Raw genomic sequence first — 23,225 nt, 5'->3', positions numbered from 1 at the left:
GGAGCACCATAAATCATCAGCGAAATGCCGATGGCTGCAATAATCTTGCTGATCATCCGTTTGCTCCCGAAAAATCAAACCTGGAAAGCGGCAGGCTCCGGATCCGTTCGCCGGTGAGAACTGCTACGGCATTTGCGACTGCCGGCGGCACGCCTGGAAGTCCGGGTTCACCGACACCTCCCATCGGCGCACCACTCTCCACGATACGGACATGAACGCGCGGCATGCGCTCAGGAGGCAGGATCGGATACATGTCGTAATTGCGGGCTTCGGGCATACCATCGGTGTAGACGACCTCTTCCAGCAATGCGGAAGAAAGACCGAGTGCCACCGCGGAGTTTACCTGGGCTTCGATAATCGCTGGATTGACGATGCTGCCCGGATCGATCGCGACCCAGACATCGTGAACGACCACTTCGCCGCCATCCAGGGAGACTTCTGCAATCGTTGCCACCTCGCTGCCGAAAGGAGAGGCCATTGCAACGCCGCGGGCGCGCCGCGTTCCGTCTTCCGCCTCAAACGGCCCTCTTTTCCAACCCCCGGACAAGTCACCAACCGTCTGCAGCAGTGTCTTGTGGCGTGGGCTGTGGTCCAGCAACTTGAGACGCAGTTCAAAGGGGTCCTGCTCGCCGGCATCAGCCATTTCGTCGAAAAAGGATTCATAGAAGAAATCATTCATCGAATGACCGACGGAACGCCAGAACCCGATAATGGCCGGATCGTCGACATGGATCTGACCCACGCGCTTGTTTGCGATCGCGTAGGGCTTGCCGGCAATTCCCTCGACCGATGAGCTGTCGACCTGGTCCGGCTGACGACCGTACCATCGTCCGGTGGGGCCTTCGCCGACGGCAACCGCGTCGAAAGCCAGGGGATGGCCATCCGGGCCGATCGCAGCCCTGAACCGCACCGTGCCAATTGGCCGAAGAGCGTCGCGCAGGAATTCTTCCTCTCGGCTCCAAAGGAGTTTTACCGGGCGGCCAGCCGCCTTGGACAGCAGGATCGCCTGCGGATAGGGATTTGCCGTCTGATAGAGGAAATGACGGCCGAAGAAGCCCCCGAGCATCGGGGAATGAACAATGACCTTGTCCGCAGATATCCCGGCCACCTTCGCGGCATCGGCCTGGAACATCTCGGGAGCCTGGTTCGGGACCCACATTTCCAGCGTGCCGTCATCGTTCCAGCGCACAAGTGCAGAGGGCGGCTCAAGCTGACCGTGTGCCAGATAGGGGGCGTCATAGGCGGCTTCGATCACCTTGGCGGAGGATGATAGCGCGGCATCGGCATCGCCTTCGGCTTCAAACGCGATCCCTTGACCAGCCGTCGCCTTGAGCATTTCCTTGTGCGCTTCGGAGGAGAAGGTGTCCGGCATGGCGCGAGCGGTACCTGCTGGAGCTTCTCTCCACTCGACTTCCAGCTTCTCAACGGCCATCCGGGCGCGCCACCAGCTGTCGGCCAGAACCGCAACGGCACCGGGCAATTTGTGAAGGGAATGCACGCCGGGCATCGCCGCGACGTCTGCCTCATTGGCGAATGCGCCAGGTTGCTGGCCAAGACGCGGCGCATGTTGTACCGCACCGTAGAGCATGCCATCGACAGAAAGATCGATCGCGTACTGCGCCTGTCCCGTGGACTTGTCGAGAACGTCCAGCCTGTCGTGCGGCTTTCCGATCCAGCGGAATTCATCCTTCGACCGCAATTCGACAGTTTCCGGCACCGGAAGGTCCGCCGCAGCTGTCGCAAGGTCTCCATAGGGGATCGATTGCCCGGAGGCCGGATGAACCACTTTCCCGGGTTCGGTCGTGAGGGTTTCAATCGGCACGCCAAGGCGCTCAGAGGCGACTTGCAGCAGCATCTGACGGGCAGTCGCACCAAGCTTGCGCATGGCGTCATAGCTCATGCGCACGGACATGCTGCCGCCGGTAAAGCGAATTTGCCCGCCGATCAGCAGGTAGTCCGGTCCCGGGGGCGCCGTTTCAACTTGAAAGTTGCCCGGCTCGACATCCAGTTCCTCACCGACGATCTGGGCCATTGCGGTGTAGATACCCTGCCCACCTTCCACAAAAGCGCTGCGGAATTTCACCGTGCTGTCGGCCAGAATTTCCAGGTAGGCATCGATCCGGGTACCCGGCGTGGTCTGGCCGGCCTGCGCAATCGCCCGCCCGGTTCCAGCAGGAAGAGATACGGTCAGAACCAGCGCGCTGATAGAACCGGCGAGAAAGCCACGGCGTGAGACGTTCAGCGGGCGCGCTGTGTTTATATCGGCGCGCGTGAAACCGGAATTTTCATCAATTTTCATGGGAGCGCCTCCTTAAGCTTCAGCAGCCTGACGCACGGCTTTCGAAATCGCATTGTAAGTGCCGCATCGGCACAGATTGGTCATTGCTGCGGCAATGTCGTCTTCCGATGGGCTGGCGTTTTCCTTGAGAAGGGACGTGGCAGCCATGACCTGGCCAGACTGGCAATAGCCGCATTGCGGCACCTGGTTTTCCACCCAGGCGTCGACCACTTTCCTGCCGATCGGATCTTGTTCAATTGCTTCGATGGTCGTGATCTCGGAACCGGCGACACTTTCTACCGGGGTGACACAGGTACGGGTCGCGTAACCGTCGACAAGCACCGTGCAGGCTCCGCATTGAGCAAGGCCACATCCGTATTTGGTGCCGGTCATTCCAAGCGTGTCCCGCAATACCCACAGCAACGGGGTGTCGGGTTCAACGTCAACCTCGTGCCGGGATCCATTGATGTTCAGTTCCATGGTGCCTCTCCTCGAGCTTTCATGAAGGCGTGCCGACGGCTGATTGCGCAACGCGGCAACATACTTGCGTCCGTATCGCTTCAGGCAGCGTCATGCCCGGCGCGTCACGGGTAATATGAAGTCATCAGGCCGGGGGATTAAGGCGCGTCTCTTGAAACGAGTTATGATCTGACCTCATGAAACGAACCGGGCGAACCAAGTCGATGTCCCTGGCCTGCACACAGCGACAGCCCACTGACAAAGCAGGCAAGGTCTGGTCATTGAGCGATGTCGAGCGCGCTTCTGCCGCCGGCGTCACACTGTCGGTCGGGTACCACGACGACTGACAAACAGCATGGCAGCAACGCCGATCAGGCTGCTGACGGTGCTGACAATGACCGCCCCATGCCAGCCGGCAAAAAAGCCCTCGACCGTCGGTTCTGCAATCAGAAGGGAGATAAGTGCAATGCCGATGGCCGAACCGAGGTAGCGGGCCGTGTTGTTGGCGGCGGACCCCATGGCACTGCGTTCTGGGGGGACCGTCTGCACAGCTTCGTGGCCCAGGGAAGCGTTCAGGACGCCATTGGCCAGCCCGGCGATGAACAGACCGGGAAGAACGGCTGCCCAGGTCGTATCGGCATCAGCGGCAATCAGTAGGAACTGGGCAAGTGCACAACCGAGAATGGCCCAGATAACCCTTTGTCTAGAAGTGAACCGGTCCGGCAGCAGGCGTGCCGCAAGAGCGGCGATAACGGTGACCCCGGACCAGGCGACAAGAACAACGGCAGCAAACAGCGGTTCCATTCCAAGGCCGCGGACCAGAACAGTCGGAACCATGGACATAAGGGCAAGCACACCCGCGCCCGAGGCGAAGGCCGCAATTGTGGCTCCCGCGAAATTGGCATCACCGAAAAGATCCAGTGTCAGGATCGGATTTCTGACCCGCTTTTCGATCGCCACGAAAATCGCGACGAGCAGAAGACCGGAAGCCGAAAGGGTTACGACCGTCATCGCGGACCCGACCCGCGCCTCGGTCAATGCCGAAAGAAGGCACCCGAGCCCGGCCATCAGGACGACGCTTCCCACCAGATCGACCTTCTGACCGCTGGGTTGGCTTTCCGGAAGGCGTGCCCGGGCCGCGAGGGCGAGCAGGGCCGAGGTCACCGCTACCAGCCAGTGTATCGCAGCCCAGCCCGAAACCCCGAGCAGGAGCGATGCGATGATCGGACCTGCGGCCACACCGCCGCCAAGTGCCGCCGCCCAGATCGCCGCTGCGTGCCGGCGAGCTTCGCCCTGGTAGATCTGTCCGAGCAACCCGAGGCCACAGGCCATGATACCGGCACTTCCAAGGCCCTGTACGATGCGCATGAGGATCAAAAACAGGCCGCTGGTGGCAAGCGCTGCGGCAACCGACGACAGAACCGTGAGCCACAATCCGCCGGTGAACGTCATTCGCCGGCCGAGTGTATCGCCGAGGGCGCCTGCGGTCAGCAAGCCGCAGGCCGCCCCAAGTGGCATGCCGCCCATGACCCACGCCTGACCGGCCGACGACAGGTGCAGTTCACGTGTCATCGCTTCCAGCGTCGTCAGCGGCGCGGTGAAGACGACGAGTGCAAGGAACGTCGCGAAGGCTATGATGATCAGGGCCCCGGCAGGGGGATGAGATTCAGATGTCACTGTCATTCCGGTCTCGATGGGATGTCTCCCGGATCACCTTGTGGCGGATCCAGATGGTTCCGTCGTCGAATGTGCTGGAGGAGATGAGTTCGAGCCTGCGGGCATCACACGGTTGCGTATGCTCGTAAATGGCTGGAATGCCGCTCTGTCCATCAATAACCGGGAAGACGAGTGTGCTGGTTTCATCGATCATGTCGGCTGCCAGAAACGCGCCGTTGAGAGTACCGCCGCCTTCCAGCAACAGACGACGGCAATTGAAGGCTTCCGAAATCCTTGTCAGCGCACCGGACAGGTCGGTTCCCTCCGCACCGGCAAAGAAAACGGAAATGCCGCGGGCGTACAGGTCCTGGACATGGTCGTCCGCAACTCTTTCCGAGAGCACGATCACGAGATGATCGCCGTCGAGGTCTCCGGTTTCGGGGCGTAGACGTCCGGAGCGGTCAAAGCAGATTGCGACCTTGTTTCCAGAAGAGCCGGCTATGAAATCCGGACGCGGAACCGGACCTGTAGAGATGCAGGGTTCAGCTGAGGCAATGAAATCTTCCATTGTGCGCCGACCGACAATCCAGCCGTCATTGTCCAGACGTTCGGCAGCGCTTTCATAGGCTGTCATGACTTCTTCCTCGCTGGCCGGCCAGCGACCGGGAAGGAGGCGGCCGTCGAGAGAGGTGATCATGTGGCAGATGATGAAGGGGCGTAGCATTTGATGCGTTGCTTCCGGTTTCAAGGCGCTTGGGAGGCAAGTCGAATTTGGAGCTGACACATTACCCCGCAGACCGGATGGAAAATATGCCCTGAGCCCAGCTTGCACTGATGAGAAGGACTCATGAAACAAGCCGGCTTTCGTTGACGAAATTGGCTCAGCACCAGCTTCAATCAAACACGAGGTTAAATACAACCATACCGATGTATGAGCGGTAAGACCTGCCGTACAATGGTTCCACGGTGCCCTTTCCCGCAGGCTGATGACGTCACCGCAGGCACCGCCTGCATCAGCTACGGGGAACAACATGTCCATGAAATCTGTCACGCGACGCTTCGTTCTTGAAGGACTGGCATCGGCCCCCGCGATCGGCGGGGCCGTATCCATCGTTATGCAACCGACCCCCGCCACGGCGGAAGAAATCAGGGGAACAAGCCAGATGACCGCGCCTTGGCCTGTCCACCGGCACACCCAGTTACAATCCCCTGGAGATGGCCGCAGATCCGCGTGATCTTATCCAGGCGCTGGGCCTGAAGGACGTGATCCTGCTCGGTTGGTCGATCGGCGGCATGGCGGCCCAGGTGGCGCTGACGCTTTATCCGCAGGAGATCAGCCACCTTGTGCTCTTGGGCTCGACACCTCCCGGCGATCTGGTGAAACCGGCAGAGCAGCTTTTTACGATCTTGCCGGCAAGGACGTGAACGACTTCGAAGACGTGGTTGCCCTTTTCTTCGAACCGAAATCGGCTTCAAGCCGCGCGGCCGCAAGCCGGTCCCAGGCACGCATCGAAGCGCGTGAGGGCGATACCAGCCCGGCGGTTCCGATAGATTTTGCGCGGGCTCGCATTGCCGGTGGTCCGGCCAATCCGGCTTTCCCCGCTCCGCCGGTGATGGAGATGCTGAAGACGACCAGCGTGCCGATCCTGCATATCGGCGGAGATCACGACATCATCTTCCCGGTCGAGAACTGGTACGCGCTGAACGGGGGCCTGCCGACAGTCACACTGGTGACTTACCCCAGCGCAGGCCATGGGCCCCAGCATCAGCATCCTGAACTGACGGCGGACATCATCGCCAGTTTTGTCCGCAACGCCTGATGAAGGTTGAAACTTCGGCGCCGGCAGATTTCGGTTCGAAATTGCCGTCGCTGAATCTCCCGGGCGCACAGATCTCATCCTGCCGCTCACGGCAGGTCGGATTGGATTGTTCAATAATCGATTACAATGTGATCCGATTTTGGTGACTTATAATCAGAAAAGTAGACGAAATCTTTTAACCAAGCCCGGACGAATAAGGAAAGGTCCGGCAAAACAGGAGTACTGAAAATGGCAAATCTCGATGTATCGGCCGCACCTGAAGGCGGCTCCGCACTCACCCGCAGTCTGGACGGCGCCGTGCCGCTGGCCGTACGCCTGCTGATCGCCCCTCTGTTTCTGCTTTCCGGCATTTCCAAACTTGGGTCTGCAGAAGCTACCATCGCCTGGATCGATGCGGCAGGCCTGCCTTTCGCAACGCTTGCCTATATTGGCGCAGTTGCAGTTGAAATCATCGGCAGTCTGGCGCTGATCGCGGGTTATCAGACCCGTCTCGTTGCCGCAGTCATGGCGCTCTTTACTGTTGCAGCAGCTCTGGCCTTCCACAATCAACTCGGTGATCAGAACCAGTTCATCCACTTCTTCAAGAACATATCGATCGCCGGTGGACTGTTGCAGATCGTAGCCTATGGCGCCGGCCGCTTTAGCGTCGATGCCCGGATCGGCACTCGACTGCAGTAATCGCGTCCCTGTAAAAACTGAAAAACGCTTCACGGCCTCCGCCCATCCCGGAGGCCGTGCGCGTTTGTGCCGGGTGCAATGGGGCGTGAAATGAACCGCAATCGCGCCAAGGCAATACTGTGCCCCCATGCGAAGTGATGTCATACTCCTGCCCATGATGCGGCGTGGAGTTCCAAAACAAGACATCTTCTTTGTCACCGCCAAAGATGGTGCGCGCATTGCCTGCGCCTCGTCAGGGCGTGGGCCGACCATCGTTCGAGCCGCGCACTGGCTGACCCATATCTCCCGCGATCTTGACAGTCCCGTCTGGCAACACTGGCTTGCCGAGTTGACTGGCTTTGGACGCTTCGTGCGATACGACCTTCGCGGCTGTGGTCTTTCGTCGCGAAACATCTCCGAGATCAGCTTCGAGGCCTGGCTGTCGGACCTGGAAGCCGTGACCGAAGCAATCGACGAACCCTTTACCCTGCTCGGCATGTCTCAAGGTGCCGCGCTTTCCATCGCTTACGCGCTTCGCCATCCGGACAAGGTGGAACGACTGGTCTTGATCGGCGGTTACGCGCGCGGACTGTTGGCTCGCGACACCAGCGACAGGGCGAGACTGGAAGCGGCCACGCTGACCAACCTGATGCGGCTGGGGTGGGGCAGGGACGATACTGCTTTCAATCAGGTTTTTACGCATCTCTTCATTCCGGACGGAACGCTTGCGCAGCACAAATGGTGGCGGTCTCTTGAGCAAGACACCGCGTCGGCAGACATTGCAGCCCGCACCATGGAAACGCTGCATCGTATCGACGTCCTGAATCTGGCTGCGCAATTGAAAGTGCCGACGCTGGTGCTGCATGCAAATGGCGACGCACGCGTTCCCTTCGCTCAGGGACGCGAGCTTGCCATGACCATCCCGGATGCCAAATTCGTGCCCCTGGACAGCAACAATCACGTATTGCTGGACACGGAACCTGCGTGGAACGTTCTTCTTTCATCCTTGCAGGATTTCCTCGGAACCAGCGCCGACCTCGCGGTATCCGACACGGACTTCGGTCTCACCACCGCGGAGGAACAGGTGCTGACTTTGGTGGCGAAGGGGCTGAGCAATTCAGAAATTGCGGAGCTTCTGGACAAGAGCGAAAAGACCGTGAGAAATCAGGTCTCCTCGCTCTTCGACAAGGTCGGGGTGCACACCCGTTCCGAGTTGATCGTGCGCGTTCTGGCGGCACAGACGGGACAAACACCCTAGGCAATACGTCACTTTTTCAAGCGCAGCGGGACATCGATCTCATGTGCGCCGGTCGGTTTTGGCGTCTGATCTCCACAGATCAAGCCGAAGGATGACCGAAAGATGAGACAAGCAATCCAAAAAGACACCACGGCGGCAATTGCCGCGCTCGTTTTTGCGACCCTGTTCTGGTCGGGAAACTTTATCGCCGGGCGTGCGATCCGCGGTGAGATCACGCCGCTGGAACTCAACACGATCCGATGGGGCCTTTGCCTGGCGATGATGCTGCCTTTCACGTTGCGAGGCCTGGTCTCCTATCGCCGGGAGCTTGTTGCCTCATGGCGCGTGGTCGCATTGCTTGGGATCACCGGCATCGCCGCGTTTCACACGATGGTCTACCAGGCGCTCTCGCAGACTGCCGCGGTGAACTGTCTCCTGATCCTGGCGCTGGCTCCGGTCGCGACAGTTGCCGGTGGAATGATCTGGAGCGGGTTCCGGCCGACCTTGTTCCAGATCGCCGGGCTGCTTGTGTCGCTGCTGGGTGCCTCGGTTCTGGTCCTAGCTGGCGGGAACGTCGGCGTCTCCGTTCTTCAGGTTGATACCGGCAAGATCTGGATGTTCGGCGCGATTTTGATCTGGGCCTGGTATACGCTGTTGCTGCGCCACAAGCCGTCCGCCGTGCCGCAGAGCGTGACACTGGTGGCAAGCATTCTGGTGGCGCTTTGCGTGATGGCGGCTTTTCTCCTCGTACGCGGGGTGGAACGGCCTGATTTCACCGAAGAGTCCCTGCTGGCTGTCGCCTATATTGCGGTTTTTGCGTCGGCGATCGGGTTTCTGCTGTGGTCCTACGGCATTGGCATCATCGGCCCGGAACGCGGCGGGCAGTTTGTCCACCTGATGCCAATCTTCGGCAGCATCCTTGCAGTGCTCCTGCTGGGGGAGCAGCTGACTTTTTCACTCCTTGCAGGAGCGGCATTCGTCGTCGCCGGGATCGTACTTGTCAATCGATGAGTGACCCGGAACTTGGCGAAGTCCAGCCTTTTCACGGTGATGTGGCACGCGGAACGTGACCGATTTGAAGAAGCCGAAATTTGTCCTTGACCTCAACTTAGGTTGAGGTCTTAAGAAGGCGTCCGGGTCTGCGTCTACAGGCTCATCGGCGTGCCCAAACCTGCCGCCGGTACCTCGTACTCATTACCGGATATCCAATGCACGTCAGGCTCTTTCCCGACTTACTCCCGCTCCTTGCGGTTCTGATAATACTCAGTGGCTGCAGCCCTTCCGAAGAAACTTCGCATGCCAGTTTCCCGCCGCCGGCCGTGAAGACGATCACGGTGGCCGGCGAGGACATGCCGCTCAAGAAAGATTATCCGGGTCGACTGGTGCCCGTTCGTCTGGCCGAAGTCAGGGCGCGGGTTTCCGGCATCGTACTGGAACGGCAATTCGAACAGGGTAGCGACGTCCACAAGGGCGACGTGCTGTTTGAAATCGATCCGGCCAAATTCGCGGCCGCCGTCGCTTCCGCAAAGGCGCAGCTTTCGCGGGCGGAAGCAGCGCTCAGCCTGGCGAACCAGCGGGCAGACCGGGTGAAGCGTCTGCTCGCGCGAAATGTCGCCAGCACGGAACAGCACGATGTTGCGCTGGCGGACCGCAAGCAGGCCCAGGCGGAAGTTGCCGTTGCCAAGGCCAATCTCCAGACCGCGGAACTTGAACTCAGCTATGCCTCGGTCCGCTCACCAATTGACGGTCATATTGGCGCTGCGCTGGTGTCCGAAGGCGCTCTGGTTCGCCAGGAGGACGGAACGCAAATGGCGATCGTGCGGGATATCAGTTCACTCTATGTGGACTTCATCGCGCCGCTCGCGGAATTGTCCAGGGTCCGCCGCGAAATCGATTCTGGCGACATGCAGCCGGTTGAAAGCAGCAATGCGATCGAGCTGATCCTTGTCGACGGCAGCACCTATGAACATCCGGGCCGACTGCTGTTTTCATCCGCCGTGGTCGATGAAACCACGGGTCAGGTTCTGCTCCGCGCCGAGTTCGAAAATCCGCAGGGCAAACTGTTGCCCGGCACCTATGTCCGCGTCCGTGTGACGGAAGGCGTCGCTCACCAGGCGGTGCTCGTTCCGCAAAGGGCCGTTCAGTGGGACACGCTGGGCCAGGCGAGCGTGATGACAGTCAGGGACGGCAAGGCGGCCGCACAGCCTATCCTGACAAGTCGTTCCGTCGGCAACCGTTGGCTCGTCACCCAGGGACTGAAGTCAGGCGATCAGGTGATCGTCGACGGCCTCGATCGTGCGATGCCCGGTCAGCCCGTCTCGGCCGCTCCGGCAGAGGCGGCTGCAGAAAAGGCCGCCGAACGCGGCACCGTATCAGACTGCAGTGCCGCAGAACCGTGCGATATCCCGAGCTAGAACAGGTCCTTCCAAATGCCGCAGTATTTCATCGAACGGCCCGTTTTTGCCTGGGTCATCGCACTTGCCATTGCCCTGGCAGGTGCGATCGCAATTCCGTTCCTGCCCATCTCCCAATATCCGAACGTGGCACCAACCACGATTGCGGTGACAACCAGCTATCCCGGCGCGACGCCGGAAAATCTCTATGACAGTGTCACCAAGCTCATCGAACAGGAGATGAACGGCGCGACGGGGATGCTCTATTTCGATTCCGTCAGCGATGCGCAAGGCAGCGTGACCATCAACATCACGTTCGAAGCGGGCACCGATCCGCAGGTCGCGACCGTGGATGTGCAGAACCGGATCAGCCGTGTGGAGGCGCGCCTGCCGCCTTCGGTTCGCCAGCAAGGGGTGCGGGTCGAGGAAACGAGCAGCTCCTTTCTTCTCTTTGTCGGCCTTGTCTCGACGGATGGCCGGTTGAACGCTGTCGACCTGGGCGAGTTCGCAGCCAGGAATGTCATTGATGAATTGCGGCGTTTGCCTGGTGTCGGCAAGGCGCAACTGTTCGCAACAGAACGGGCGATGCGCGTCTGGATCGACACGAAAAAGCTCGTCGGCCTCAACCTGACAGCCAGGGACGTGACTGGCGCGATTGCTGGACAGAACGCCCAGGTGTCGTCCGGCAGCATTGGAGCCCAGCCGAGTGCGGCTGGCCAGGAAATTACGGCCACCGTCTCGACCACGGGTCAGTTGTCGACCACCGAGGAATTTGCGGAAATCGTACTGCGGGCCAACCCCGACGGATCCGTGGTGCGCCTCGGAGACGTGGCGCGCGTGGAATTCGGCGCGCAAAGTTATGCGATCTCCTCGAGTATCAATGGTCAGGAAGCCGCGATGATCGGCATCCAGCTGAATGCGAGTGGAAACGCGCTGGTGACCGCCGACGCTGTCAAGTCGAGGATGGCGGAACTGGCGGCAAACTTTCCCCAGGGTGTCAGTTTCGAGATCCCTTATGACACCACGCCCTTTGTTTCGATTTCCATCGAGAAGGTCATTCACACGCTGATCGAGGCGGTGGTGCTGGTCTTCGTCATCATGTTTCTGTTCCTGCAGAACCTCCGCTACACGCTGATCCCGTCGCTTGTCGTGCCGATCGCCTTGCTGGGAACATGTGCCGCGCTGCAGCTATTCGGGTTCTCGATCAACGTGCTGACCATGTTCGCGATGGTGCTTGCGATCGGTATCCTGGTCGATGATGCGATCGTGGTTGTCGAAAACGTCGAGCGCATCATGGCCGAGGAAGGTCTTCCGCCGAAAGAGGCCACCGTCAAGGCTATGAAGCAAATCACGGGTGCCGTCATCGGCATCACGGTCGTCCTGATTGCGGTGTTTGTGCCGATGGCATTCTTTCCCGGGGCCATCGGGATCATCTACAAGCAGTTCTCCGTGACGATCGTCATGTCGATGGTGTTTTCGGCTTTCATGGCTCTGACCCTTACGCCGGCGCTGTGCGCGACGATCCTGAAACCAATCCCCGAAGGCCATGCCCATCACAAGAACTGGTTCTTCCGTGGGTTCGACTGGCTGATCGGCAAGACGACAAATGGCTACGGCCGCGTCGTCGGCGGGGCCGTGAAACGCAATTACCGCATGATGGTGATCTACATGGCGATCCTGGCGGGCCTGGGTTACACCTATGCTCGCCTGCCTTCCGGCTTTCTGCCGGTGGAAGACCAGGGATATGCTATCGCCGCAACGCAATTGCCGGCCGGGTCTACTGCGCAGCGGACTGCCGGTGTTCTTGATCAGGTCGATGACTTCTTCATGAACAGGTCAGGCGTCAGGAAAATCGTCTCGATCCTTGGCTTCGGGTTCAACGGCAACGGCCAGAATGCGGGGATCTCCTTCGCAACCTACGAGGACTGGTCGGAAAGAGGACCGGGCGATTCTTCCGAAGCCATCGTCGGTTCGGCCCTGGGAGCACTTGCCGGCATTCCGGAAGGCTCCGTGTTCACCCTGACGCCGCCGCCCATTGCAGCGCTCGGCAATGCCAGCGGGTTCAGTTTCCGTTTGCAGGACCGTGCCAATCACGGAAATGACGCGCTTGTGCAGGCTGCCAATGCCCTGTTGGGCATGGCCTGGCAAAGCCCGATCCTGCAATACCCTTACATCGAAGGTCTGCCGCCTGCTCCACAGATCATGCTCGATATCGATCGCCGGCAGGCGAACGCCTACGGGGTCGCCTTCGATGAAATCAATGCGGTATTGTCCACGTCGATCGGATCGAGCTATGTCGCGGACTTTCCGAACGCTGGTCGGATGCAGCGTGTCATCGTTCAGGCCGAAGCGGCCGAGCGGATGGACGTTGCGAGCCTGCTTGACCTGAACGCCCGCAACAGCCGCGGCGAGATGGTGCCGCTCTCCGCCTTCGCGAGTGCGCGCTGGGAACTGGGGCCGACGCAAGTGGTCGGGTACAACGGTCTCCAGGCGATCAAGATCAGCGGCAGCCCTGCGCCCGGCCACACCAGTGGCGAGGCGATGGCAGAAATGGAACGGCTTTTCCAGTCTTTGCCGCATGGTTTCGGCTACGAATGGACGGGCTTGTCGTACCAGGAAAAGGCTTCAGGCAACGCAGCTCCCTTCCTGCTCGGCCTGTCGCTCGTCTTCGTGTTCCTGTGCCTTGCCGCGCTCTACGAAAGCTGGTCGGTTCCAATCGCCGTGATGCTTGTCGTTCCGCTTGGCGCAGTCGGGGCCATCGTTGCGGTCACCATGCGAAACCTGCCCAACGACATCTATTTCACGGTGGGGCTGATCACGATCATCGGACTGTCTGCCAAGAACGCCATCCTGATCATCGAGTTTGCCCGGGATCTCAGGAACGAGGGGCGTTCCCTGCTGGAAGCAACGGTCGAAGCGTCGAAACTGCGCTTCCGGCCGATCCTGATGACGTCATTCGCCTTCATACTCGGCGTGGTTCCGCTTGCTTTTGCGACGGGCGCCAGTTCGGCCAGCCAGCGAGCAATCGGTACGGGTGTTCTTGGAGGAATGATATCGGCAACGGTGCTTGCAGTGCTTCTGGTGCCGACATTCTACGTCGTCGTTTCGAAGCTCTTCGGCCGCAGGTCCAAGGTCGCCGATGCCACTCCCCGGAGTGCCGAAGACGAGGAATTGCCTGACGGGAACAGCCGGCAATCGGCGTGAATACGTGAACGTCCTCCAACCGTTGGTGAACAGCACAGGGGACGTCAGTCGCAGGTGTCGGAAAACGGACATTCTCCGAGGCATGGCAGCCGGGCCTTTGGGCCCGGCTGGCGGTTGGTCAGCCGGTGTAGTCTTCGTCCGAAACCTTCTCCATCCAGGTGACGGGGGAGCCGTCGATGCTTTCCTGAATGGCGATGTGACTCATGGCTGTGTCGGGTGCGGCACCGTGCCAATGCTTTTCTCCGGCCGGAAACCAGACGACGTCACCCTGGGAAATCTCTTCCACGGGGCCGCCTTCGCGCTGAACCCGGCCACGGCCGAAGGTCACGATCAGCGTCTGTCCGGCCGGATGGGTGTGCCAGGCCGTGCGTGCGCCGGGCTCGAAGGTGACATGGGCACCGCCGGTCCGGCCGGGTTCTTCGGCCTGGAAAAGCGGGTCGATGCGCACAGTGCCAGTGAACCAGTCGTCTGGCCCCTTGACGGACGAAGCAGTCCCGGAACGGATGATTTTCATTTTCAACTCCCTGATGCTTGTTGCGCGGTCAGCCGCGCAGCTTTTCAAAACGGTAGGTTAGGGCAGGCCCCCCGGGTTGGCTGTAGGCCAACTCGGCGGTGACCATGGCAAAGGGTTCTGCGAAGCGGGCCGTGCGAAGTGGGCCGGCTTCAAGAGGATCGAAACCGATATCCCGGATCAGGAGACCGGCGACTTCCTTCGCACCGGCATCATCCCCATAAACCAGGACTTGCGGCCTTGGTGTCCGCTCCTTTTGCGAAAAAACCGGCATGAAAGCCTCGGAGGGAACCGTGTTGAAACAGGAAACCCAGCGGGCCTGCGGCCGCATGGCGTCCAGCTCTTCGGCCCCGGACGACTGGATACCGACCACCAGATCCGTGTTCGTCGGATCAAGGGGCACACAGCAGTTCAGGACCACGGCTCCGGATAGATCCCCGGCTTGCGCGAGGACGTCGTTCACCCGCGACCAGTGAACGGCCAGCAGCAGCGCGTCCGCGTTCTCGACTGCATCCGCCACCGACCCGTGCGAGGCGCCTGCCGCCTCGGCGAGACGCTCGAGCTTCGAGCGGCTGCGGGAATAGGCGAAGGTCACATCATGGCCGCAACGCGCCCAGAGCTGTCCGAGCTTGGCGCCCATCAGACCCGACCCCAGAATGCCTATCTTCATGTCTCAGTTCCGATCTTTCGTGCGGCAAGGCCGGCTCCGGCGGGAACCGTTTACTGCGCGCGTTTTTCGAACACGGCCTTGGCAACCGGCAATGCCGAAAACACTTTCGGCCAACCGGCATAGAATGCCAGGTGAGAAAGCATGGCACCGGCTTCTTCCTGTGTCAGGCCATTGTCCATGGCGCGATTGAGGTGAAATGTCATCTGTTCGGGCTGACCGGCTGCAATCAAGGCGGCAACCGTCACGAGGCTCCGGTCGCGGGGTGCGAGATCGGGACGCAGCCAGAGATCGCGGAACAGCAGCTCACGCGTGTTGTCCACGACACCCATGCTCACATCCGCATAGTTGCCGCGTACGAGGTTTTCACGGGCAGCTTCGGCCTCTTCGTTGAGCGGCAGCAGGTCCGGGTCGGAGGCCGGCAGGTCTTCAATGGTGATCTTCCTTTCCTCAAACACCGGCGCGGCTGCTTCGGCGGCCGCGGTGGCATTGCCCCAGCCTGTATAGAAGGCGAGGTGGGTGATGGTTTCGGAGATCTCTGCCGGGGTAACGCCTGAATCGAGAGCCAACGACACATGGCTTGCAAGATTTCCGGTCTCGTGCCGCGTCATGAGGGCGGCAAAGGTGACCAGTGCCCGGTCTCTCTTGGAAAGGCCTGCCCCGTTCCATTCCGCACCGAATAGATCGTCCTTCGCATAGGCTTCAAGTGCCGGGGCTACGCGGCCAACGGCTGCAGGCAAGGTTCCTGCCGCGTCCTGAGCGGCTGCAGTCGTGGCCATCAATGCCAGACCGGCTGCGGTGAGAATGGATTTCATCTGGAGCTCCCTTTCGGCAAGTGGGCAATTACCCTGCTAATCTGGAGCGCAAAAAACGTATCTTAATAACCGGGTCTTTCAAGCCACTCATGACGTCACCTCATGAGTGGGCTCAACCACGGTCCCGCAGGGCATCCAGGACGACCTGGAAGGCGAACGAGGGCTTTTGCCGGCTGGGGTAATAAAGGTGAAAACCTGGAAACGACGGGCTGAAGTCATAAAGACATGTGCGCAAGGTTCCGGCCGCAAGATGTTCCTGCGCCAACCTTTCGGGAACCAGTGCCAGTCCATGACCGTCCACGGCCGCACGCATGACCGGGTTGATCGTATTGAAGCAGGCTTGTCCCTTTACCTTCACCCGGATTTCGTTGCCGTCCTTGTCTTCGAACTCCCAGGCATAGAGTGCGCCATGGGTGGAAAGCCGCAGGTTGATGCAACTATGGTCCGCGAGATCCTGGGGTGTTTCCGGCTCGCCAACCCTGTCCAGATAGTCGGGTGATCCGACACAGACCATGCGCTCGTCCGGACCGATACGCATCGAGATCATGCCCTCGCTGACCTGTTCGCCATACCGCACACCTGCGTCACATTGGGAATCGGCAAGGTCCGTGTAACCGTAGTCCATGACGAATTCGACATTGACCAGCGGATGGGCCTTGAGAACCGGAGACAGCTTCGGCCAGAGGAGGCTTTCTATGGCGTATTCCGTGGCGACGATCCTCACTGTTCCGGTGGGCTGGTCACGTGCATCGTTGAGTGCCTGAAGCCGGGCTTCGATCTTTTCGAGGCATGGTGTCAAGGTAGCCAGAAGGTCTTCGCCTTCGATCGTGGGAGCGACGGAGCGGGTCGTCCGCGTCAAAAGCCTCAGGCCCAGGCGTTGCTCCAGTCCCTTGATCGTGTGGCTCAGGGCGGACTGAGACACGTTCAACCGCGCTGCGGCCCGCGTGAAACTGCGTTCCTCCGCAACAGCCGCAAGCGCGATGAGATCATTGATATTTTCTCGGAGCATGTGGGAGGTCCCGTTCTGATCATCCAGAATCATCACTGTCTCTCCCACATATATGTGCCGGGCTCATGAGGTCCATCGATTATGCAATCAGGGATCAAGCCGGATCAGCCTGTCTTCAGAAGCCCCTTTCCGCCGGGGAGACCGGTTTGTGGTAATTGCATAGATCACGCCATCCGACACAAGCACGTCCCGGATACGTTCTCCGGCCTGGTAGGCTTCGGATACCCGGCCATCGGTGGTCACTTCCAGAATGCCGTTCACTCTCAAGCCCGCAAGAAGCAGCCGGTCACCGTCCGAGGTCAGGCCGGAAGGCGCCCAGGTGCTCTGGCCCGAATGCGCCAGCGGTGCGAGCAGGCCGTCGCGGGTTTCATCGCCCTGGATCAGCGGCCAGCCGTAGTTGCCGCCCCGCTCAATCCGGTTCACCTCGTCATGGCCGGACTGGCCGTGCTCGGCTGCGAAGAGCTGCCCGGAGGCGTCCCAGGCAAGGCCCTGGGGATTGCGATGGCCGAGCGACCAGACCGGTGAACCCGCGAACGGATTGTCCGAAGGGATTTCGCCGTCCGGCGTCACGCGCAATATCTTCCCGGCAAGGCTGCCGAGGTCTTGCGGACGCTCCCTGTTTTCGGTCCAACCGGTGGTGACATAAAGCATGCCGTCGGGACCGAAGGCCACGCGTCCGCCGTTGTAAAGCGGGTGGCCCGGAATGGCGTCGATAAGAACACGTGTCTCTTTCCATCGATCCCCGAGGCGTTCGGCCTCGATGACACGGTTCATCCGGGCGTCCGGGGTGCCGTAGTGCTGGTAGAGCACGATGCGGCCGGTGTCCGGGAAGTCCGGGCTGATGGCCAGACCAAGCAGGCCGCCGCCGCGGTCATCCAGGATCGGCTGACTGGTCTCGACGGGAAGGCGCGTGAAGGAACCTTCGGCAAGAATGCCGACTGTTCCGCTCTTCTCTGTCACATAGATCTTGCCGCCATGGGCTTCGATATCCCAGGGATAGTCGAGGCCGTTCAGCACGGTGTCCGCTGCAGAGGCGGACACCGGTACCAGCATCGCAAACAAGACGCCACAAAAGTGGACGGCAAGCTTACTGGCCATATTCTTCGTCCGTCACATGATCGCCCCAGGCAACGGCGGACCCGTCAACCGTCGCCTGAATTGCGTAGTGGGAAACGGCCGTGGTGTCGGTTGCGCCGTGCCAATGCTCGACATCAGGCGGGCACCAGACCACATCACCGGCCTGCATGATCTGCTTATCCTGGCCGCGCTCCTGCACCCAGCCGGTCCCCGATGTCACGACCAGCATCTGGCCCGCAGGATGCGTGTGCCAGGCGGAGCGGGCTCCGGGCAGAAACGTGACGTGACCGGCGCTGACATCGTTCATGACGGGCGGGAAAACAGGGGCGACATAGGCTGTACCGGTAAAATAGTCGCCGCTTCCCAATTGGCCCGCCAGGGTTTCGGAGCGGGTTATTTCCATGGATTGTGCAAATGCAGCCGGAGCCGCAAGAACGAGTGCGAGCGTTGCAAGGGTGCGTTTCATCTCAGGTCGTCTCCATCAGTCGTGAGGCGGCCGTTCGGCCTTCCTCAAGAACGTAGGCACGACGCACGCGTGGATAATGGTGGCTCTGTCGGAAGCAGTCATGAGGATCACTCATGAACCCGGGGGAGCTGTCCGTCTGTCCACGAGCTCCGCTCCTTCCGGTGTGACCTGGGTGCGGATTAATGAGTGCTGCTCATGAGAGGCAGTACCTGGAGGGGGCTTAATCCTTGTCGGTCTGACGCCTAGATTGGAAGCAACAGAACGGAGGAACCCCGCAATGCCCGCTTTCAGGTCAAGATTGCTCTCGTTGGCAATGACACTGTTTTGCGCCGGGGCGGGGGCTTCCGGAAACGCAACCGAACCATCGAACGAGGCTCGCATGATCCGCATCAAGGTGATCGTAGAAGACGTTGTGCTTCCGGCGACGCTTGACGATACGCTCGCCGGCAGGGACTTCGCGGCCCTGTTGCCACTCGAACTGACCCTGACCGACTATCACGGGACAGAAAAGGTCGCGGACCTGCCACGCAAGCTCGATATCTCCGAGGCCCCGGCAAGCTACACGCCGCGAAAGGGCGACATCACGCACTACGCGCCCTGGGGAAACATCGCGATCTTCTACAAGCCGTTTCAGAATTCCCGGGGCCTCGTGAGGCTCGGCGCATTCGACGGGTCGATCGATGCCCTTCTGGGTGATGGACCGCTTTCGGTCCGCATCGAAGCGGCCGACTGATACGGCCAAAGATCGGCAAATTCTGGAACGGGCTGTCCACCCGTCTGGATTGCCTGACTGCAGGTGTCTTCATTTTCGACACCTTCGAAAACGCTTTCGCTTCGGCAGAACGGATCTGTCTGGACCCGGTGAACCGGGCCATTCCTCTGCCTGAACAAGAACACTCAGAACCCAAGGAGACTATCATGTCCGACAACATCAAGGGAAAAGTCGTCATCATTACCGGAGCCTCCTCCGGCATCGGCGAAGCAACCGCAAAGCTACTGGCCAGCAAGGGGGCGAAGATCGTGCTTGGTGCACGGCGCACCGAAAAGCTCGAAACCATCGCAAACGAGATCAAGGCTGCTGGCGGCGAAGCCATCTATCAGGAGCTGGACGTCACCGTACCGGCTGAAAACGAGGCTATCGTCAAACTGGCGAAGGACACTTACGGAAAACTCGACGTCATTTTCCTGAACGCGGGGCTCATGCCGTCTTCGCCGATTTCCGCACTCAAGACGAACGAGTGGGAGCAGATGGTCGACGTCAACGTCAAGGGCGTGCTGAACGGTGTTGCAGCCGTCATGCCCACCTTTGCCGAACAGAAGTCCGGCCATGTCATCGCGACCTCTTCCGTTGCAGGTCTGAAAGCTTATCCTGGCGGCGCAGTCTATTGCGGCACCAAGTGGTTCGTGCGCTCGTTCATGGAAGTCCTGCGGATGGAATCTGCCATGGAAGGCACCAACATCCGCACGGCAACCATCTACCCGGCGGCAATCAACACCGAACTTCTGAACACGATCAGCGACAAGGGCAGTTCCGAAGCGTTCCAGGCCCTTTACGACCAGTACGGCATCTCCGCCGACCGGATCGCGGCGGTCGTCGAGTTTGCAGTGTCGCTGCCGGAGGACACGACGGTCAACGAATTCACCGTCGGTCCGGCCAATCAGCCCTGGTAAGACCCGGTGAAATGACCGGTGGCGGCGGCAAATTTACGCTGCCGTCACCGGTCTCACACGCGGTTAAAAACCATGCGCATCCAATGAGGCATCGATACGGCCACGCCATTGCGGGTCTTTGAAGGGAAAAGCCTCCAGAAACATTTGCCTGGTCGCGTCGGCACGTCGGGACCGCACATCTTTCGCCCAACGCTCGGCCCGTTCGGTTTGTCCGGCCAGGGTTGCAAATGAAACGACGATCATGCTGACAAGGTAGTGGGCTCCTGGTGTCAGCGCACTGCGTTCGGCCATTTCGGCAGCCTCGGCAAGCCTGTGCTGATGCAGGAAACCCATGGCCTGCGTACCGAATGTTCCGTAGGCCAGCGGGTCAAGAGGGCTCAGGCGGTAGGAAAGACGGCCGCGCGAAATCGCCTCTTCCGCGTTTCCCGACAACCCCTGAAGAAAGCCGAGCGCATAGTGTCCTTGCGCGTAATTCGGGTTGAGGGATACGGCACGCTCGATGTGCACGATGCCGGTATCCAGCTCACCATCCAGCCAGAATGTCCGTCCCCAGACATAATTCGAAAACGGATCGAAGGAATCCGCTTCCATCGCCTTTGCCGCATGGGCCTTGGCCTGTGTGAGGGCCGCCTCTCGGTCGCCGTCGTAGTGTGCAAATGCGTCCTGGAACCGGGTGAACGACAGGCCTGCATGCGCACGGGCGAACTTGGGGTCGAGTTCGACGGCCCTGCGGAAATGCGTTGCGGCAACCGCATTGGCATTCGCGTTGAAGCGGTACATCTGCTGCAGGCCGAGGTGATAGGACGACCAGGCGTCGAGCTGATCCGTCCCCGTTTTCTGGGCGTGGGCAGCTTCGAGCGCATGAATTCTGAGATCAATTTCCGCAGTGATCGCACTCGCGATGACAGCCCGCGCATGAAGAAGATCGTCTTTCGCAAGCAGGTACCGTTCCGCCCAGACGACGGTGTCGCAGTCCGTGTCGAGCAACTGAACCGTTGCCGCAAAGTGTGTACCGTCTCTTTCAAGCTGACCGAACAGAAGGTAGCGGGCATCCAGGGCTGCGCCGATCGTCTCCGCCTTTGCCTCCGGCAGGGACCGGAAGCGAAATGTCGTGCCACGTGAAATGACGGTCAGCCAGCGCAAGCGCGACAGCTGCAGGATGAGTTCGTGCGGCAAGGCTTCGGCCAGAAGCTGAAGGTCCGGATCCGGTTCGTAGGTCTGAAGCGGCAGGATGCCGATCGAGGGCGGGCCTCGCTCAGTGCGCGCGGGGCCTGCCTGCCCGAAAGTGACACGTCCCAGAAAGCGAAAACCTTTTCCGTGAACGGTGCGCACCAGCCGTTGTTCGCGCCCTGCATCACCGACAGCGGCACGCACGGCGCTGATGCGGCTGTCGATCGCGGCGTCGGAGATGGGCCGACCATCCCATATGCTTTCGACGATCTCGTCACGTGTCGTCAACCGATCGCCGTTGGACACCAGCAACAGAAGCAATTGGTAGACTTGCCGTTCCAGAGGCACAGCCGTGCCGTCGGATCTTCTCAACTCAACCCGATCCGTATCCAGTTCGAAAGTGTCAAAACGGAATAGCATCCCTCGAGATTATCAAAAAAACGGGGGTTCTAAAGTTTTTCTGAAGGTTCTCTCCAAGCTTCCAGGCCACGAAAGGCAGAAGGTCAAACGAGCAGCGCCGCCCGCGTTGAAAGACGCAGGCATCAGCTGGGCCGATGATCATCGCGGTCGCAATTCGCATTCCGTGCGTTCGTTCCAATCGAGGGAGAGAAGTAATGATAAACGAGGCTGGAGCCGTATCCCGCAAGGCCGAGGAAACGCTTGATCCCGATGATTGGGACCGGATGGAAGCCACGGCGCAAAACGTGCTTGCGTATTCGCTCGCGCATATCCGCAACGTTCGCTCCAGACCACTCTGGCGCCAGATGCCGCCCGAGGTGCGCGCCAGATTTACCGGAGGTGTGCCCCAAGCACCCACGTCGCTCGACAACGTCCTGGAAGAACTCAAGGAAGACCTGCTTCCCTTCTCGATGGGGAACCTGCATCCGCGCTTCTGGATGTGGTTCATGGGATCGGGCAGCTTTACAGGTGCACTCGCGGACTTCCTGGCTGCTATCGACGGATCTAATCTTGGTGGCGGCGACACGGCGGCTGCCCTCGTCGACAGACAGGTCGTCGGTTGGCTCAAGCAGATGGTCGGGTTTCCCGAGGGTGCAAGTGGCACGATCGTCAGCGGTGGATCCATGGCGAACATGATCGGCCTGACCATTGCCCGCAACCAGATGGCGGGCGTGGATGTTCGAAGCGAAGGGGTGGCGGCAATCCCCTCGCAGTTGCGTTTCTACGCATCCGATCAGGTCCACTCTTGCCACCAGAAGTCGCTTGAAGCCTTGGGGCTTGGCAACAAGGCGCTGGTTCGTGTCGCAACCGGACCTGATGGAAACATTGATCTTTCAGCACTGGAAAAAGCGATAGCGCGCGATCGTTCCAGCGGGAAGAAGCCTGCTTGCGTGATCGCGACTGCAGGCACCGTAAACACGGGTGCCATTGATGACCTGAACGCAATCGGTGCCTTGTGCAAACGCGAGGGGCTCTGGTTTCATGTCGACGGCTGCATCGGGGCGCTGATCGCGATTGCTCCGGAAAATCGCGGGCTTGTTGCCGGACTGGAGACCGCGGATTCATTGGCGCTCGATCCGCACAAATGGCTGCATGTTCCGTTCACTGCAGGGTGCGCGCTGGTGCGCGATGCCCAGGCTCACCGAAAGGCCTTTACCCTGTCGCCGGAATACCTGGAGGAGAAACCTCGCGGGATCGCCGGAGCGCCGTTTCTGCACGATTTCAACATGGGCACATCCGCGGGATTTGCAGCACTGAAGATCTGGATGGCGTTGAAGGAAAACGGCGTCGAAAAATTCGGACGCCTGATCGATCAGAACATCTCTCAGGCAAAAGAGCTCTCGGCAAGGATCGAAAACGAACCGCGGCTGCAGCTCATGGCCCCGACCGTGATCAATATCGTGAATTTTCGGTACGACCCGGGCGGAATGGACGAAGCTTCGCTGAAAGCTCTGAATACGGAAATCATGCTTCGCCTTCAGGAGGAAGGCATTGCAGCGCTCTCGGATACCACTGTCAGGGGTCGCCATAGCCTTCGCGTCGCCATTTGCAACCACCGTACACGAAGCGAAGACCTCGAGTTGCTTGTCAGGGAAATTTTGCGCGTTACAGACGCGATTGAAGTTGCCGCCTAACCGGGTAGGCCAACTTCATTATTTTTGAGAACAGCAAGTGAC

21 protein-coding genes are annotated in these 23,225 nt (G+C 60.1%); 10 read left to right on the top strand and 11 right to left on the bottom strand.

Features of this window, described 5'->3' with window-relative positions; genetic code table 11:
• Positions 1-52 precede the first annotated feature (52 nt).
• The 4 genes from FIU93_RS03780 to FIU93_RS03765 form a co-directional block, all read right to left on the bottom strand.
• Positions 53-2,299, bottom strand: coding sequence for a xanthine dehydrogenase family protein molybdopterin-binding subunit (locus FIU93_RS03780; protein WP_152504860.1), 2,247 nt, complete (start codon positions 2,297-2,299; stop codon positions 53-55).
• Positions 2,300-2,311: 12 nt separating this feature from the next.
• Positions 2,312-2,758: a (2Fe-2S)-binding protein gene (locus FIU93_RS03775; protein WP_152504859.1), complete on the bottom strand. Its 447-nt coding sequence runs from the start codon at positions 2,756-2,758 to the stop codon at positions 2,312-2,314.
• A 294-nt stretch (positions 2,759-3,052) separates the two neighbouring features.
• Positions 3,053-4,420, bottom strand: coding sequence for an MFS transporter (locus FIU93_RS03770; protein ID WP_152504858.1), 1,368 nt, complete (start codon positions 4,418-4,420; stop codon positions 3,053-3,055).
• The gene (locus FIU93_RS03765; protein ID WP_152504857.1) at positions 4,404-5,117 is read right to left on the bottom strand and encodes a dihydrofolate reductase family protein; all 714 of its coding nucleotides are present in this window, start codon (positions 5,115-5,117) and stop codon (positions 4,404-4,406) included. Before FIU93_RS03765 ends, FIU93_RS03770 begins: the two co-directional genes overlap by 17 nt.
• A 491-nt stretch (positions 5,118-5,608) precedes the next feature.
• Between FIU93_RS03765 and FIU93_RS31565 the strand changes: the two genes are divergently transcribed.
• From FIU93_RS31565 to FIU93_RS03735, 7 genes are all read left to right on the top strand, one after another.
• Positions 5,609-5,818 carry an alpha/beta hydrolase gene (locus FIU93_RS31565; protein ID WP_075281714.1) on the top strand — a complete coding sequence of 70 codons (210 nt, stop codon included), beginning with the start codon at positions 5,609-5,611 and terminating at the stop codon, positions 5,816-5,818.
• Positions 5,815-6,213, top strand: a complete 399-nt coding sequence (locus FIU93_RS03760; RefSeq protein ID WP_209010278.1) for an alpha/beta hydrolase — start codon at positions 5,815-5,817, stop codon at positions 6,211-6,213. The genes FIU93_RS31565 and FIU93_RS03760 overlap by 4 nt, the downstream gene beginning before the upstream one ends.
• 228 nt (positions 6,214-6,441) lie before the next feature.
• A complete protein-coding gene (locus FIU93_RS03755; protein ID WP_152504856.1) occupies positions 6,442-6,891 on the top strand; it encodes a DoxX family protein in 450 nt (149 codons plus the stop codon).
• 127 nt (positions 6,892-7,018) lie between these two features.
• Positions 7,019-8,128: an alpha/beta fold hydrolase gene (locus tag FIU93_RS03750; RefSeq protein ID WP_286202400.1), complete on the top strand. Its 1,110-nt coding sequence runs from the start codon at positions 7,019-7,021 to the stop codon at positions 8,126-8,128.
• A 102-nt stretch (positions 8,129-8,230) separates the two neighbouring features.
• Entirely contained in the window at positions 8,231-9,118 is an 888-nt protein-coding gene (locus tag FIU93_RS03745; RefSeq protein ID WP_152504855.1) for a DMT family transporter, read from the top strand.
• A gap of 308 nt (positions 9,119-9,426) precedes the next feature.
• Positions 9,427-10,521 (top strand): efflux RND transporter periplasmic adaptor subunit, encoded by a 1,095-nt coding sequence (locus FIU93_RS03740; RefSeq protein ID WP_173017261.1) that lies wholly within the window; start codon positions 9,427-9,429, stop codon positions 10,519-10,521.
• Between the two features lie 15 nt (positions 10,522-10,536).
• Positions 10,537-13,704 carry an efflux RND transporter permease subunit gene (locus tag FIU93_RS03735; protein ID WP_152504853.1) on the top strand — a complete coding sequence of 1,056 codons (3,168 nt, stop codon included), beginning with the start codon at positions 10,537-10,539 and terminating at the stop codon, positions 13,702-13,704.
• 118 nt (positions 13,705-13,822) lie between these two features.
• Here FIU93_RS03735 and FIU93_RS03730 read toward each other — a convergent pair whose 3' ends face one another.
• The 6 genes from FIU93_RS03730 to FIU93_RS03705 form a co-directional block, all read right to left on the bottom strand.
• Positions 13,823-14,218, bottom strand: coding sequence for a cupin domain-containing protein (locus FIU93_RS03730; protein WP_022999075.1), 396 nt, complete (start codon positions 14,216-14,218; stop codon positions 13,823-13,825).
• A 28-nt stretch (positions 14,219-14,246) separates the two neighbouring features.
• A complete protein-coding gene (locus FIU93_RS03725; protein ID WP_152504852.1) occupies positions 14,247-14,885 on the bottom strand; it encodes an NAD(P)-binding domain-containing protein in 639 nt (212 codons plus the stop codon).
• Between the two features lie 50 nt (positions 14,886-14,935).
• Positions 14,936-15,697, bottom strand: coding sequence for a carboxymuconolactone decarboxylase family protein (locus FIU93_RS03720; protein WP_152504851.1), 762 nt, complete (start codon positions 15,695-15,697; stop codon positions 14,936-14,938).
• Between the two features lie 112 nt (positions 15,698-15,809).
• Complete coding sequence (locus FIU93_RS03715; protein ID WP_075281755.1) at positions 15,810-16,706, bottom strand: LysR family transcriptional regulator; 897 nt, start codon at positions 16,704-16,706, stop codon at positions 15,810-15,812.
• A gap of 87 nt (positions 16,707-16,793) precedes the next feature.
• Positions 16,794-17,804 (bottom strand): PQQ-dependent sugar dehydrogenase, encoded by a 1,011-nt coding sequence (locus tag FIU93_RS03710; protein WP_152504850.1) that lies wholly within the window; start codon positions 17,802-17,804, stop codon positions 16,794-16,796.
• A complete protein-coding gene (locus tag FIU93_RS03705) occupies positions 17,794-18,249 on the bottom strand; it encodes a cupin domain-containing protein (protein WP_152504849.1) in 456 nt (151 codons plus the stop codon). The genes FIU93_RS03710 and FIU93_RS03705 overlap by 11 nt, the downstream gene beginning before the upstream one ends.
• A gap of 379 nt (positions 18,250-18,628) precedes the next feature.
• Between FIU93_RS03705 and FIU93_RS03700 the strand changes: the two genes are divergently transcribed.
• The gene (locus FIU93_RS03700) at positions 18,629-18,982 is read left to right on the top strand and encodes a cyclophilin-like fold protein (protein WP_173017260.1); all 354 of its coding nucleotides are present in this window, start codon (positions 18,629-18,631) and stop codon (positions 18,980-18,982) included.
• A gap of 185 nt (positions 18,983-19,167) precedes the next feature.
• Entirely contained in the window at positions 19,168-19,920 is a 753-nt protein-coding gene (locus tag FIU93_RS03695) for an SDR family oxidoreductase (RefSeq protein ID WP_152504848.1), read from the top strand.
• A 63-nt stretch (positions 19,921-19,983) separates the two neighbouring features.
• Here the strand turns inward: FIU93_RS03695 and FIU93_RS03690 are convergent, their stop codons facing one another.
• Positions 19,984-21,462, bottom strand: coding sequence for a winged helix-turn-helix domain-containing protein (locus FIU93_RS03690; protein WP_173017259.1), 1,479 nt, complete (start codon positions 21,460-21,462; stop codon positions 19,984-19,986).
• Between the two features lie 242 nt (positions 21,463-21,704).
• Here FIU93_RS03690 and FIU93_RS03685 point away from each other — a divergent pair, with 242 nt between their 5' ends.
• A complete protein-coding gene (locus FIU93_RS03685; protein WP_152504846.1) occupies positions 21,705-23,183 on the top strand; it encodes an aminotransferase class V-fold PLP-dependent enzyme in 1,479 nt (492 codons plus the stop codon).
• Positions 23,184-23,225 lie beyond the last annotated feature (42 nt).

Origin of the sequence: Labrenzia sp. THAF35, assembly GCF_009363595.1 — a bacterium.
Classification (GTDB): Bacteria; Pseudomonadota; Alphaproteobacteria; order Rhizobiales; family Stappiaceae; genus Roseibium; species Roseibium algicola.
The sequence above is the reverse complement of the archived record's forward strand: the minus strand, read 5'-3'. Positions and strand labels throughout refer to the sequence as shown.